A 12942-nucleotide genomic window follows, 5' to 3' on the forward strand; every position below is an offset into this window, starting at 1 on the left:
CGCCGTATGTCCCCGGCGCAGCGTCAATCTGGCATCTTTCCGGGCAAATGGCATAAAAAAGTTGCAGATTGAAGCGGAAAAACGTTTGGCGTTGTGAACGGCCGCCTCTGTACAGGGCAGCCGTTCATCCTTCACAATGCATTTTTGGCATGGATGCGGTGAACCGAAGCGTCCCAGCCGGTACATAAGTATGTTTAAGGGGGACGCTTCATGGCGAGCTGGTTCTACGCATCCGAGGGCAAGCAGCAGGGGCCCTTTCCGGACGGGCAATTCCGCGATCTGATCGCCCAGGGCGTCGTGCGCCCGGACACGCTGGTGTGGACCGAGGGCATGGCCGGCTGGCAGAAGGCCGCCGAGATCCCCGGCCTGGCCGGCGGCGGCGCACCGCCGATGATGGGCGGCGGTGGCTATGGCGGTGCTGCCGGGGGATCGCTGACGGCTGATTTCAGCGCGTTCGGCCTTCTCGGCCGCAGCATCGTGTTCGTGATCGGCATCCTGCTGGTGATCCCCGCACCCTGGGTCACCGTCTGGTTCTACAAATACATCACGTCGCACATCCAGGTTCCGGGCCGCCCGAATTTCGGCTTTGCCGGCCAGCCGATGGACATCTGGTGGGCCTTGATGGCCAACGCGCTCCTGACTTACGCCGGCGCGACCGGCATATCGTTCGCGCCGCTCCTTGCAGTGATCGCCAATGCGTTTCTCGCCTGGGTGATCCTGCGCTGGATCGTCGCCAACCTCACCTCGAACGGCGAGCGCCTGCCGCTCTCCTTCCAGGGCAGCGCGATCGGCTATGTCGGCTGGTACCTGCTGATGATGATCTCGACCATCACCATCATCGGCTGGGCCTGGGTGATCGCGTTCTGGATGCGCTGGAATTGCCGGAACATCGAGGGCACGCGGCGCGAGGTCGTATTCAACGGCAGCGGCTGGCAGATCCTGTGGCGATCGGTGGTGTTCTCGCTGGCGTGCAGCCTCCTCATCCCGATTCCGTGGATGCTGCGCTGGTACGGCCGCTGGTTCGTGTCGCAATTCGCGCTGGTCGACCGCGGCGCGGCAGCTCGCGCCTATTGAGCGCTATCTCCGCTCGCGCACGGAGCCTTCCTGCGCGACGGAGGCGACGAGCGTGCCGTCGGGCTTGAAGATCGAGCCGCGGGTCAACCCGCGGCCGCCGCGCGCGTTCGGCGAATCCTGGGCGTAGAGCAGCCATTCGTCGGCGCGGAACGGGCGGTGAAACCACATCGCGTGGTCAAGGCTCGCCGGCATCATGCGCTTGTCGAACAGCGTGCGGCCGTAGCGCGCCATGATCGCATCGAGCAGCGAAAAGTCCGATGCGTAGGCCAGCGCGCACATGTGCAGCGCCGGATCATCGGGCAGCTTCGCCGCGGTCTTGATCCAGACATGGATGCGGCCGTCCTCGATCTTCTGGCCGAAATAGCGGCCGAGCTCGACGGGGCGCAGCTCGATCGGACGGTCGGATTCGTAGTAGCGGCGAATGAACTCCGGCATCTCCTTGAACAGCGGCTGCTTCGCCACCTCCTCCGCCGTCAGCTTTTCCGGCGGCGGCACATCCGGCATCTTGTCCTGGTGATCGAACGCGCTCTCCTCCTCGGCATGGAACGACACCATGATCGAGAAGATCGCGTTGCCGTGCTGGATCGCGGTGACGCGGCGGGTCGAGTAGCTCTTGCCGTCGCGCAGGCGCTCGACCTGGTAGATGATCGGGATCTGCGGATCGCCCGGCAGGATGAAATAGCAGTGCAGCGAATGCGGCAGGCGCCCTTCGACGGTACGGCAGGCCGCAACCATCGCCTGCCCGATCACCTGACCGCCGAACACCCGCTGCCAGCTCGTCTTCGGACTGTTGCCGCGGAACAGGTTCACCTCGAGCTGTTCGAGGTCGAGGATCGAAATGAGGTCGATCAGGCTCTTGGACATGGTCGTGCTTTCAAATGCCTCGTCATTCCGTGGCATCGCGCCAGCGACGAACCCGGAATCCCGAGCGATAACCTCTGGATTCCGGGCTCGCGCTTCCGCCCGCCCCGGAATGACGGAATTGGGCCGTTCCGCCCTTGTTTCACCGCACTGTTTCGCCCAGCTCAAGTCTGCTAGCAAGACCAAGAGTTAGCCGGGAATTCGGGTATGTCGGTACAGGGTAGCATTGTCATTGGCGGCGGCGCGTTTGCGGGCCTGGCGCTGGCGCTCGCGGTGCGTCAGGGGCTCGGGCCGGAGATTCCCGTCATCGTCGCCGACCCGGCCCTCAGCACGCGTCCGAGCCGCGATCCGCGTGCGACCGCGATCGTGGCCGCCTGCCGCCGCCTGTTCGAGGCGATCGGCGCCTGGGACGACGTCAGGGGCGAGGCGCAGCCGATCCTCGACATGGTCGTCACCGATTCCAAGCTCGAAGACGCCACGCGACCGGTGTTCCTGAACTTCGCCGGCGACGTCGCGCCGGGCGAGCCCTTTGCGCACATGGTCGAGAACCGCCGCCTGATCGACGCGCTGGTGGTGCGTGCCGAGGCCGAGGGCATCGATCTGCGCGCCACCACGGTTGCCTCCTACGACGCGCGTTCCGACGGCATCGACGTGACACTGGGCGACGGCAGCGTGATTGCGGCCAGCCTGCTGGTCGCCGCCGATGGTGCGAGGTCGAAGCTGCGCGAGCGCGCCGGCATCGCCACCCATGGCTGGGAGTATGACCAGTCCGGCATCGTCGTCACCGTCGGCCATGAGCGCGATCACGAAGGCCGCGCTGAAGAGCACTTCTTGCCCGCAGGTCCCTTCGCGATCCTGCCGCTATCCGGAAAGCGCTCCTCGCTGGTGTGGACCGAGCGCCGGGCCGAGGCTGCGCGCATCATTGCGCTCAGCGACGAGGAATTTCACGGCGAGCTCGAGCAGCGCTTCGGCCTGCATCTCGGTGAGGTGAAGGCGCTCGACAAGCCGCGCGCGTTTCCGCTGTCCTATTTCGTGGCGCGCTCCTTCATCGCCGAGCGCCTCGCGCTGGTCGGCGATGCCGCCCATGTCATCCACCCGATCGCGGGCCAGGGCCTCAACATGGGGCTGAAGGATGTCGCGGCGCTGGCCGAGGTCGTGGTCGATGCGGCGCGGCTCGGCATGGATCTCGGCGCGGCCGACGTGCTCGAGCGCTACCAGCGCTGGCGCCGTTTCGACACCATGGCGATGGGCCTTGCCACAAACTCGCTGAATTTCCTGTTCTCCAACCAGTCGACGCTGCTGCGCACCGTGCGCGACATCGGCCTCGGCCTCGTCGACCGCGCTCCGCCGCTGAAGAATCTCTTCATCCGCCAGGCCGCGGGGCTGACCGGCGAGGTGCCAAGGTTGTTGAAGGGCGAGGCGTTGTAAGGCGTACGTTTAGAGAGCGCTCGCGCCTCACTCCCTCCGTCGTCCCGGACAAGCGCGCCTAAAAGCGCGCGCAGATCCGGGACCCATACTCCGCAGCAATAGTTTTGCGAAGACTCGTGGTTACGCGTCTCGCGCTACAACCCCTCCCTGGGGTTATGGGTCCTGGCCTTCGCCAGGACGACACCGAGTTGGTGGTGCGGCCGTCGCGCAATTTCACGCGACGCCATCCCTGATCAATCGATCTTGCGCGCCTCTTCCGGCAGCATGATCGGGATGCCGTCGCGGATCGGATAAGCGAGCTTGGCGCTGCGCGAGATCAGCTCCTGCTTTGCGGAATCGAATTCGAGCGGGCCCTTGGTCAGCGGGCAGACCAGGATCTCCAGCAATTTGGGATCGACGCTGGTTTCGGGGCGTTCGGTGGTTGCGTTCATTGGGGTCTCCGGCGATTGGCTGCCTCTAGCACAGAAATTCGCGTCCGCCCATCGCGCCGGCCAGAACGTTTTCGAGCGAAGTGGGTACCGGTTAGCGTCAATCGGCGGAGATCATCCGCAGCAGCTCGTCGAGCAGGCCCGGGAGCCGTGCCGCCGGCACCGGTGGGCCCGACAGGGCGAAGCCGAGAAACGTCCAATAAAGGATCTGCGCGCGAGCCTGCGCCGTCGCCGGGTCGAGCCCGCGCTTGTCGAGGAGCTGCTCGATATAGTCGATCCTGCGGCGGTCGATCGCGCGCACCGCGGCTTGCGCGGCGGCATCGAATGCCGCCCAGTTGCGGACCGCCCGTTCGAGATCGAGCCGCGCGCCGAAGGACCTGCGCAGCAGCGCCTTCAGCGGCTCGTCGCTGGCGGCTTCGACATCGGCGATGATCTGCTCGGCCGCGATCTCGCGCCAGCGCTTCAACACGGCGGCATGGAACGCGCCGAGATCGGCGAAATGCCAATAGAAGCTGCCGCGCGAGACGCCGATAGCCTTCGCGAGCGGATCGGCCTTCAGCGCGGTGAAACCGCTTTTCGCGAGGGCCTTCAGGCCCTGGCGGGTCCAGTCGTCGGCGGAGAGCTGTTCGGTCATGTCGGGTTCCGGAATCGGACCATACAGTACTGTATTGACAGTCGGCAGGCCAGTCCCTATGTCTCCGTACAGTTATGTATGGAGATATCGATGCGTGATCTCTTGCTTCAGTGCGCCGGCGTCCTGACCATCGTCGTCGCCTTCATCCATGGCATCCTCGGCGAGACCAAGGTCTTTCCTCGCGCGAGCATCGAGCCGGAACGGCTGCGCACCCTGATCCGCCTGGTCTGGCAGGCATCGACCGTCGCCTGGATCGGCGGTGGCGTGCTCCTGATCGCGGCGCCCTGGATGGATTCGGCGCCGGCGCGCCACTGGATCGTCATCACCATGGCCTGCGTGTTCGGTTTCTCCGCCTGCGCCAACGCATGGGCCACGCGCGGCCGGCATTTCGGCTGGATGGCGCTCAGCGCGGTCGTTGCCATGGCCGTTGCCGGCTATTGAGCCCCGCGAATGATCGCCTTCTCGCCACGGCGAACGGCGAGCCGTTACAGATGGAGCTTCAAGCATGGCTCTGACACTCGTCACCGGAGGCACAGGCCATCTTGGCCGGGATATCGTCGATCGCCTCGTTCGCGATGGACGTCACGTCCGGGTGTTTGCGCGATCGCCGGGCACGCGATCGGATGTCGAATGGGCGACCGGCGATCTCGCTACAGGCGCAGGGTTGCGGGAAGCGCTGCATGATGTCGATACGGTCATCAATGCGGCGACCTATTCGCCGATCGCGCGGCGCGGCGGCATTCGCCCGACAGACTTCTTCACGTCGCCCTCCGCCGTGGACGTCGAGGGCACCGGGCGGTTGCTGTCGTCCTGTGGGGAAGCCGGGGTGCGGCACTTCCTCCACGTCTCGATCGTCGGCCTCGATGCGGCAACCCTGCCCTACGCGCGGGTCAAGCTTGCCGGCGAACGGCTGGTGCGTGCGTCGGCGTTGTCCTGGTCGCTGGTCCGCGCGATGCCGTTCTACTATCTGCTCGACAGGCTGCTCTCGGGCCTCGCCTGGCTTCCGGTGTGGCCGGTGCCGACGACCCTGTTCAATCCCGTCGATACCTCGGATGTCGCCGACCACGTCGTGGCCTGCGCCTTCGACGGGATGCGTGGGGAGCGCGCAGAGATTGGCGGTCCCGAAGACCTCGAGCTGGTCTCGCTGGCCCGCCGGTATCAGGACGCGAGGCGACTGCATCGAAAAATCCTGCCGATGAACCTTTCGGACACGAAGGCGCGCGGCATGGGCTTCGTCGTCAGCCACGGCGTTCGCGGTCGGCTCTCCTGGACGGATTGGCTGCAACGCAACGATCCTGTTGCGCGAAGCGCGACCCAGCGATGACCGGCCTAACCGGCGCGCCTGCGGACCGTGAGACGTAAGGCCGCAGAGGCCCGCCAAAAGCACACTGCGTACGGAGAGCACTCAGCTTTTGGCCGACGTTAGAACTTATCTAAAGCAATCCATGCCCGAACCGGATTGACTTCACCTCCTCCTTCGCTTCCTTCGGTCTCGCTCCGCGGCTTCCCGCGCAGCGCCCACGACAAAGGAGGAGAGGTTCGTGAAGGTCATTCGTGTTGTTGCCATGGCACTGACGATCGGGATTGGCGCGGGATCGACGGCCATGGCCGACGGTTTCAAGGACTGCACCAAGCTCGACAAGGCGTCGTGGAAGCCGGCGAGCGAAGCCGAAGCCAAGGCCAAGGCGCTCGGTTACGAAGTGCGGCGCTCCAAGATCGAAGGCTCGTGCTATGAGGTCTATGGCGTCAAGGAAGGCAAGCTCTACGAGCTGTTCTACAGCCCTGAAGACCTCAGCCTGAAGCACACGGTCGCGAAATAATTTTCGCGAAGTAACCTGCGCGAAGTGATCTGCGCAAAGTAACGCTTGAGGGTGGTGTTCGCTTGATCGAAGAAGCGGTGCCAGAAGCGCGCGGGGCGTCCGACAGGACCCCCGCGGATAAAACTGCTCCGCGGACGATCGCGGTCTGGGACCTCCCGTTGCGCCTCTGGCACTGGGCCCTGGCGATCTGTGTTCTGGCCGCGTGGTTCACCCCCACCGTCTATGATCGCCTGCACCGCATCGTCGGCTATACGGTGCTTGGGCTGCTGGCCTTCCGCCTGGTCTGGGGCTTTTGGGGAAGCCGCTATTCGCGCTTCCGCATGGTCGGCGTCAGGCTTCGCGCGGCGCCAGGCTATCTCTGGAACCTGCGCCGCGGCATGACCGGCCGCTATATCGGCCTCAATCCCGCCGGCACGTTGATGCTGGTGGTGCTGCTGGCCTCGCTCGCCGTCTCGACGATCACGGGAGCGATGTCGGTGACCGCCACATTCTTCGGCGTCTGGTGGGTCGAAGACACCCACCATTATTCATCGGACGCGGTCATCGTCCTGGTCGTGCTGCACGTCGTGGGCGTGGTGCTGATGGGGATTCTCCAGCGCGAGAACCTGATCCGCGCGATGATCACCGGACGCAAGCGCATCCGCACTCACCTCTAGACGTTCGTTGCCGAACACTGCGCACGTCCGCCTGCCGTCGACGGCGCGACACCTCAAACGCAAATTTCCGTAAATTCCACGGGTAGCGTTAACCCGCTGGTAAGCACGCAATCAGGCGTTGCACAAAATTAACGCGAACAGCGTTTAGCCGATCCACCATCGCGATATGGACGAGGGGAGCGGTATTGGATGTTCCGTGTTTATTCCTGCCTTACGGTCGAGCACGATTGGCGGCTCGTCCTGCTTGCCGGCTTGGTCTGCTTCGTCGCAAGTATCGTTGCGGTCAGCATCTTTCATCGTGCGGTGGCCTCGCGGGCCTGGGCGCGGGTGATCTGGATTGCGATTGCCGGCGCCGCCATCGGCTACGGAATCTGGGCAACGCATTTTGTCGCGATGCTCGCCTACGAGCCCGGCGTCTCGACCAATTACGGCCTCGTCCTTACAGCGCTGTCGCTCGCCGCGGCGATGATCCTGACCTCAGGCGGTTTTGGCGTTGCCGTCAACAATTCCGGCCGGTGGCGCGCAGCTGCCGGTGGCGGCATTATCGGCGCCGGCATTGCAAGCATGCACTATATCGGCATGTGGGCCCTCGAGGTACCGGGTCGTGTGACCTGGTCGCCGGGGCTGGTATTGATCTCGATCGTCCTCGGCATGGTCCTGGGCTACGCTGCACTCGCGGTTGCCCTGGGCCGCAAGGACAAGCGGGGGACCTTTGCTGCGGCGCTGCTGCTGACGCTCGCCATCGTGTCGCATCATTTCACGGCGATGGGGGCCGTGCAGATCGTTCCAGACCCCACGCTGGCAAGCGATACGTTGTCGCTTTCTCCGACCTTCCTCGCCGTGGCAATTGCGGGCGTGGCCCTGTCGGTGCTCGGGATGAGCTTCGTCGGCGTGCTGGCGGATCGCCGCCTTGCGACCAGAACCAGCCGATTCGAGCAAATCATCAGTGAGCTCTCGCTCGCCAGGCAACAGGTGGAAGATTCGCAACAGGCAATCCAGGACCAGAAACTCAGGCTCGATACAGCCATCAACAACATGGTCGAGGCCCTGTGCATGTTCGATGCCGAGAAGCGGCTCGTCGTCTGCAACGAGCGTTATGCCCGACTCTATCGGCTGCCGCCGGAACTGCTGAAGACCGGGACACCGCACGCCGACATCATCAGGCATCGCGTCGCGACCGGCATCCTCAAGAGCGACACCAGCGAAGGCGCTGCCGAGCAATTCCTCTCGAAATTGGCCGCGTTGCCGTACGATGCAGTCTCGAGCAGAATCGACGAGTTCGCGGATGGCCGGTTGATCTGCGTGACGCGACAGCCAATGGTCGGCGGCGGGTGGGTGGCCACGCATCTTGACGTCACCGAGCAACGCCGGTCCGAGGCCAAGATCGCTCATATGGCACAACACGATGCGTTGACCGATTTGCCAAATCGCGTGCTGCTCAGGGAGCGGATGGAGCATGCCATTGCAGTTACGCGCAATGGCGGTCTCGATCTGGCCGTGCTCATGCTCGACCTCGACCGCTTCAAGGAAGTCAACGACACGCTGGGACATCCGACGGGTGATTCCCTGTTGCGCGCCGTCGCTGCGCGTTTGCGCGAATGCACCACGGAAACCGCATTGATTGCCCGACTGGGCGGCGACGAGTTCGCCGTGATCGATTACGTGACGAACCCGGCCGTGGAAGCCGCCGCCCTTGCCGAGAACATCAGAAAGGCGCTTTGCGAGCCGTTCGATCTCGGTGATCACCGGGTCACGGTAGGCACCAGCATCGGCATCGCCATCGCGCCGCGCGATGGCAACGATTCCGACGTGATCATGAAGAGCGCGGATCTCGCCCTCTACTCGGCCAAGAGTGGTGGACGTGGTGCATTCCGTTTCTTCGAGCCGGAGCTCGACGAGCTCATGCATGCGCGACGCAATCTGGAGCGCGACATGCGGGTTGCGATTGCCGGCCGTCAATTCGAGCTCCACTACCAGCCGTTCGTCAGCCCCGCGACCGGCAAGGTCAATGGCTTCGAGGCCTTGCTACGCTGGCATCACCCGCAGCAAGGTCTGGTCATGCCGGGCCAATTCATCCCCCTTGCGGAGGAGACCGGCTTGATCGTGCCGCTGGGAGAATGGGTCTTGAGAACCGCCTGTGCGGAAGCCGCCAAATGGCCGGCGGATGTCAGGATCGCGGTCAACCTGTCTCCCGCTCAATTCAGGAGCAAGGAGCTTGTTCAGGTCATTGTCGGCGCGCTGGCGAGTTCGGGAGTTGCGCCGCACAGGCTCGAGCTCGAGGTCACCGAGACGGTGATCATGCACGACAGCGAGGCTGTTTTCGCTGTCCTCGGCCAATTGCGCGATCTCGGTGTGCGAATCGCCCTCGACGATTTCGGCACCGGTTATTCATCGCTGAGCTTTCTGCAAAAGTTCCCGTTCGACAAGATCAAGATCGACCGCAGTTTCGTCAACGAACTGTCCAGCGCGAGGGCAGAGGCGCATCATCTCGCGCGGGCGGTGGTTCGTTTCGCGGTCAGCCTCGGCAAGACGACGACCGCCGAAGGCGTCGAAACGAAGGAGCAGCTGGATATTCTCCGTGAAGAGGGGTGCGTCGAAACGCAAGGCTACTATTTCAGCCGTCCGGTGCCTGCATCCGACATCGCCAGGATGCTGCGGCGGGGTGCCGGAGCAGCCGTACGCGCTGCCTGAGCATTCAGGCCCTCACTGCAGCGGCGGATCGCCGCTGGTGCGCTTCTTGGCGAGATCCATCTCGGTCACCGCGATTAGGATCTCGGCGCGGGTCTTCAAGTCAGGCGCCTCCAGCATGGCCTGCTTTTCCGCCGGGCCATAGGGCGACATCATCGCCAGCGCGTTGACCAGCGCCTCGTTGGGCGCGCTCTCGACACCCTCCCAGTCGACCTTGAGATTGTTGGCCTTCAGGAAGTCCGCCAGCACCGACAGCAGCGCCTCGCGATCGACCTCGTCCTCGCCGATCCGCGCGGTGAAGTCGTCGACATAGGTGAAGAAATCCACCTTGCACTGCCGGTAGGCGGTGAGCACCTCGAGCTCCTCGACGATCTTGAAGCGCGAGACGCCGGTGAGCTCCAGGATGTAGCGGCCGTCGCCGGATTCGGCGAGCTGGGTGATGCGGCCGACGCAGCCGACGCGGAACAGCGCCGGCTTGTCGGAATTCTTCGGCGAATGCGCCACATCGGGCTGGATCATGCCGATCAGGCGATGGCCGTCGCGGAAGGAATCATCGACCATCGCGAGGTAGCGCGGCTCGAAGATGTTGAGCGGCATCTGGCCGCGCGGCAGCAAGAGCGCGCCCGGCAATGGAAATACCGGAATGATCTCCGGAAGGTCGGCGGGCCCGCGATATTCGATGTTGATCGGCATCTGGTCCCCGCTGCCGGTGTTAGCGCTAGAGCATGATCCGGAGCCGGGAGGCCGCGTTAGCGCAAAGTGCGAAGCGGTTTTCCGACAAGATCATGCTCAAAAAATAGCGGCCCTCACGAAAACAGGATCGTCGACAAGCGCTTGCGTCCCTCGATCGTCGCATCATCGGTGCCGCCCCAGGCCTCGAAGAACTGCACGAGCTGCTTGCGGGCGCCGTCGTCATTCCATTTGCGGTCGCGCTTGATGATCGCGAGCAGCTGCTCGGTCGCGGCCGCCCGGTTGCCTTGCGCGTTGAGCGCGGTCGCAAGGTCGAAGCGTGCCTGATGATCGAGCGGGTTTGCGGCGACTTTCTGTTCCAGCTCCGCCACCGGCCCCAGCTGCTCCGCCTGCTCGGCGAGATCGATCGCGGTCTGCACCGCCTTCACGGCGGGGTCGTTGCGCTTGGATTCCGGCACCATGGCCAGCGTCTGCTTGGCCTGCTCCATCGCGCCGGAGACGGCGTAGCACTTGGCGAGGCCCGCGAGCGCCGCGATGTTGGTCGAATCGTGCTGCAGCACCTCGGCATAGATCTGCGCCGCGGCGGCGGCGTCGCCCTCGGCGAGCACCGCCTCGGCCTCTTGCAGGATCTCGGCGATATTGGGCTCGCCCGGCGCCGTCACGCCCTTGGTCAGCTTTTCGATGAAGGCGTTGAGCTGGCTCTCCGGCACCGCGCCCATGAAGCCGTCGGCCGGCTGGCCGTTGACAAAGGCGATCACGGCCGGGATCGACTGGATGCCCATCTGGCCCGGGATCGCCGGGTGCTGGTCGATGTTCATCTTGACCAGCTTGACCTTGCCCTTGGCCGCCTTGACCGCCTTTTCCAGCACGGGGGTGAGCTGCTTGCAGGGCCCGCACCACTCCGCCCAGAAATCGATCAGCACCGGCTGGCGCTTCGATTCCTCGATGACGTCCTTCACGAAGGTCTGGGTGGTGGTGTCCTTGATCAGATCGGCCGCAGCCGGGCCCGCCGCTCCGTTACCCTGGTCGATGATCGTCACGGGATCCCCTCGTCATGTCTGGAATGGCGGGTCTTTAGCACGTCGCCAATGCATATGCTTCGTTGTCGGCTCCTAAATTGGGCCGGGACGGCCGAATTTCAATCCATCAGGAGCGATTCGGCGGTTCCGGAGCGTTTTCGGGCGATTTGGTCGCATTCGGGGCCCATATAGGGCCCGGATTGCGAATCTATGCCGCCGGTAGCTGTTGCATTCCCCTCCCGCTTTTGGCATACGACAGCCGTTGCCGGCGCGTCATGCGACCGACACAGGATGCGGGTGTAGCTCAGTGGTAGAGCACGACCTTGCCAAGGTCGGGGTCGAGGGTTCGAGCCCCTTCGCCCGCTCCAATTTTTCCCAGAGCATCCAGCCAAACCGGGTCGGGCCGTGGTCTTCCACGCCGCTGGCGGCTGTATTGGGTCTGCAATGACAATTCTGGTCACCGGCAGCGCGGGCCATCTCGGGGAGGCTCTTCTCCGCACGCTCCGCGGGCGCGGGTCAGCTGTGCGCGGGGTCGATCTGAAGCCGTCGCCCTTCACCGATGCCGTCGGCTCCATCGTCGATCCCGATTTCGTACGGCGCCAGCTGGACGGCGTCACCGTCGTGATCCACACCGCGACGCTGCACAAGCCGCATGTGGCGACCCACGGCAGGCAGGATTTCGTCGACACCAACGTCACCGGCACGCTCAATCTGCTCGAGGCGGCCGTGGCCGCCGGCGTGCGCAGCTTTGTCTTCACCAGCACCACCAGCGCGTTCGGCTCGCAGCTTCGCCCTGAGGCCGGTCAGGCCGCGGTGTGGGTCACCGAGGATCTGCCGCCGGTGCCGAAGAACATCTACGGCACGACCAAGCTGATGGCGGAGAGCTTGTGCGAGCTGTTCTTTCGCGAGCGCGGCCTGCCCGTCCTCATCTTGCGAACCTCGCGCTTCTTTCCGGAAGACGACGACGATCCGGCGATGCGCACGGCCTACACGCTGGAGAACGCACAGGCCAATGAGCTGCTCTATCGCCGGCTGGATATAGCGGACGCTGTGAGCGCCCATCTGCTCGCCGTCGAACGCGCGCCCGACATCGGCTTCGCCCGCTACATCGTGTCGGCCACGAGTCCGTTCGAGCCGCACCATCTCGCGGCGATCGCGCGCGACGCGGCGGGTGTCGTGCGCGAGCTCTATCCGGATTGCGCGCAGGTCTATGCGGCGCACAGCTGGCGCCTGTTTCCGCAGATCGACCGCGTCTACGTCAACGATCGTGCGCGGCGCGAATTGGGCTGGCGGCCCGAATTCGACTTCGCGCATGTGCTGCAAAGCCTCGTCGCGGGGCGGGATTTTCGCAGCACGCTGGCGCGCGAGATCGGGTCGAAGGGCTATCACGACACGGTGTTCGACGACGGACCTTACCCCGTCGCCTCGTAAGCGCCGAAGTTGCTGTTTTGCTCGACGCATCAAATGTCTGCGTGCCGTCACCGGCGCAACATGATCTTTGCCGTTCTACTGTGCATGGGGTTGTTTTCGCGTTTTTTGTGTGACCGCCCCTTCGGCTGCCTGAAAATCAGCCGCGCGCGATCTTGATTCCGCGTTGCAGCGAGATCATTGCGGCTGCTGTGCCAGCGTCCGAAGACAATCCGT

13 protein-coding genes and 1 tRNA gene are annotated in these 12942 nt (G+C 64.3%); 9 read left to right on the plus strand and 5 right to left on the minus strand.

Translation table 11 applies throughout. The features are described from left to right. The first annotated feature begins 210 nt into the window (after positions 1-210). Positions 211-1074 carry a DUF4339 domain-containing protein gene (locus A3M7_RS0110110; protein ID WP_027543816.1) on the plus strand — a complete coding sequence of 288 codons (864 nt, stop codon included), beginning with the start codon at positions 211-213 and terminating at the stop codon, positions 1072-1074. 3 nt (positions 1075-1077) lie between these two features. On the opposite strand, the gene tesB is transcribed toward A3M7_RS0110110, so the two are convergent. Then, positions 1078-1938, minus strand: coding sequence for an acyl-CoA thioesterase II (tesB, locus tag A3M7_RS0110115; RefSeq protein WP_027543817.1), 861 nt, complete (start codon positions 1936-1938; stop codon positions 1078-1080). Between the two features lie 204 nt (positions 1939-2142). Between tesB and A3M7_RS0110120 the strand changes: the two genes are divergently transcribed. Beyond that, entirely contained in the window at positions 2143-3363 is a 1221-nt protein-coding gene (locus A3M7_RS0110120) for a ubiquinone biosynthesis hydroxylase (RefSeq protein ID WP_027543818.1), read from the plus strand. Positions 3364-3596: 233 nt separating this feature from the next. Here A3M7_RS0110120 and A3M7_RS0110125 read toward each other — a convergent pair whose 3' ends face one another. Continuing rightward, positions 3597-3794, minus strand: coding sequence for a Trm112 family protein (locus A3M7_RS0110125; protein ID WP_027543819.1), 198 nt, complete (start codon positions 3792-3794; stop codon positions 3597-3599). Positions 3795-3891: 97 nt separating this feature from the next. Beyond that, complete coding sequence (locus tag A3M7_RS0110130; RefSeq protein WP_027543820.1) at positions 3892-4425, minus strand: TetR/AcrR family transcriptional regulator; 534 nt, start codon at positions 4423-4425, stop codon at positions 3892-3894. 90 nt (positions 4426-4515) lie between these two features. On the opposite strand from A3M7_RS0110130, the gene A3M7_RS0110135 reads away from it, so the two are divergent. The 5 genes from A3M7_RS0110135 (at position 4516) to A3M7_RS0110155 (ending at position 9592) form a co-directional block, all read left to right on the plus strand. Beyond that, a complete protein-coding gene (locus A3M7_RS0110135) occupies positions 4516-4866 on the plus strand; it encodes a hypothetical protein (RefSeq protein WP_027543821.1) in 351 nt (116 codons plus the stop codon). Positions 4867-4930: 64 nt separating this feature from the next. Next, positions 4931-5749 (plus strand): SDR family oxidoreductase, encoded by an 819-nt coding sequence (locus tag A3M7_RS43950; RefSeq protein WP_049823315.1) that lies wholly within the window; start codon positions 4931-4933, stop codon positions 5747-5749. A gap of 217 nt (positions 5750-5966) precedes the next feature. After that, a complete protein-coding gene (locus A3M7_RS0110145) occupies positions 5967-6245 on the plus strand; it encodes a PepSY domain-containing protein (RefSeq protein WP_027543822.1) in 279 nt (92 codons plus the stop codon). Positions 6246-6307: 62 nt separating this feature from the next. After that, on the plus strand, positions 6308-6901 hold the full coding sequence (locus A3M7_RS0110150) for a cytochrome b/b6 domain-containing protein (RefSeq protein ID WP_027543823.1): 594 nt from the start codon (positions 6308-6310) through the stop codon (positions 6899-6901). 189 nt (positions 6902-7090) lie between these two features. Next, complete coding sequence (locus A3M7_RS0110155) at positions 7091-9592, plus strand: EAL domain-containing protein (RefSeq protein WP_027543824.1); 2502 nt, start codon at positions 7091-7093, stop codon at positions 9590-9592. Between the two features lie 12 nt (positions 9593-9604). Here A3M7_RS0110155 and A3M7_RS0110160 read toward each other — a convergent pair whose 3' ends face one another. Both A3M7_RS0110160 and trxA read right to left on the minus strand, forming a co-directional pair. Then, positions 9605-10282, minus strand: a complete 678-nt coding sequence (locus tag A3M7_RS0110160; RefSeq protein ID WP_027543825.1) for an LON peptidase substrate-binding domain-containing protein — start codon at positions 10280-10282, stop codon at positions 9605-9607. 113 nt (positions 10283-10395) lie between these two features. Further along, the gene (gene trxA / locus A3M7_RS0110165; RefSeq protein WP_027543826.1) at positions 10396-11319 is read right to left on the minus strand and encodes a thioredoxin; all 924 of its coding nucleotides are present in this window, start codon (positions 11317-11319) and stop codon (positions 10396-10398) included. A 272-nt stretch (positions 11320-11591) separates the two neighbouring features. Between trxA and A3M7_RS0110175 the strand changes: the two genes are divergently transcribed. Together A3M7_RS0110175 and A3M7_RS0110180 are read left to right on the plus strand one after the other, a co-directional pair. Further along, positions 11592-11666 (plus strand) — tRNA-Gly (locus A3M7_RS0110175). Positions 11667-11742: 76 nt separating this feature from the next. Beyond that, positions 11743-12729: an NAD(P)-dependent oxidoreductase gene (locus A3M7_RS0110180; protein ID WP_027543827.1), complete on the plus strand. Its 987-nt coding sequence runs from the start codon at positions 11743-11745 to the stop codon at positions 12727-12729. The last annotated feature ends 213 nt before the right edge of the window (positions 12730-12942 follow it).

Source organism: Bradyrhizobium sp. WSM2254, from assembly GCF_000472645.1.
In the GTDB taxonomy this organism is placed as follows: domain Bacteria; phylum Pseudomonadota; class Alphaproteobacteria; order Rhizobiales; family Xanthobacteraceae; genus Bradyrhizobium; species Bradyrhizobium niftali.

Excerpts from the sequence above, each read along its gene's own strand:
- A3M7_RS0110130 (WP_027543820.1), bottom strand. The coding sequence starts at position 4,425 with ATGACCGAACAGCTCTCCGCCGACGACTGGACCCGCCAGGGCCTGAAG.
- A3M7_RS0110135 (WP_027543821.1), top strand. The coding sequence starts at position 4,516 with ATGCGTGATCTCTTGCTTCAGTGCGCCGGCGTCCTGACCATCGTCGTC.
- A3M7_RS43950 (WP_049823315.1), top strand. The coding sequence starts at position 4,931 with ATGGCTCTGACACTCGTCACCGGAGGCACAGGCCATCTTGGCCGGGAT.
- A3M7_RS0110120 (WP_027543818.1), top strand. The coding sequence starts at position 2,143 with ATGTCGGTACAGGGTAGCATTGTCATTGGCGGCGGCGCGTTTGCGGGC.
- A3M7_RS0110110 (WP_027543816.1), top strand. The coding sequence starts at position 211 with ATGGCGAGCTGGTTCTACGCATCCGAGGGCAAGCAGCAGGGGCCCTTT.
- A3M7_RS0110125 (WP_027543819.1), bottom strand. The coding sequence starts at position 3,794 with ATGAACGCAACCACCGAACGCCCCGAAACCAGCGTCGATCCCAAATTG.
- A3M7_RS0110155 (WP_027543824.1), top strand. The coding sequence starts at position 7,091 with ATGTTCCGTGTTTATTCCTGCCTTACGGTCGAGCACGATTGGCGGCTC.
- tesB (WP_027543817.1), bottom strand. The coding sequence starts at position 1,938 with ATGTCCAAGAGCCTGATCGACCTCATTTCGATCCTCGACCTCGAACAG.
- A3M7_RS0110180 (WP_027543827.1), top strand. The coding sequence starts at position 11,743 with ATGACAATTCTGGTCACCGGCAGCGCGGGCCATCTCGGGGAGGCTCTT.
- A3M7_RS0110160 (WP_027543825.1), bottom strand. The coding sequence starts at position 10,282 with ATGCCGATCAACATCGAATATCGCGGGCCCGCCGACCTTCCGGAGATC.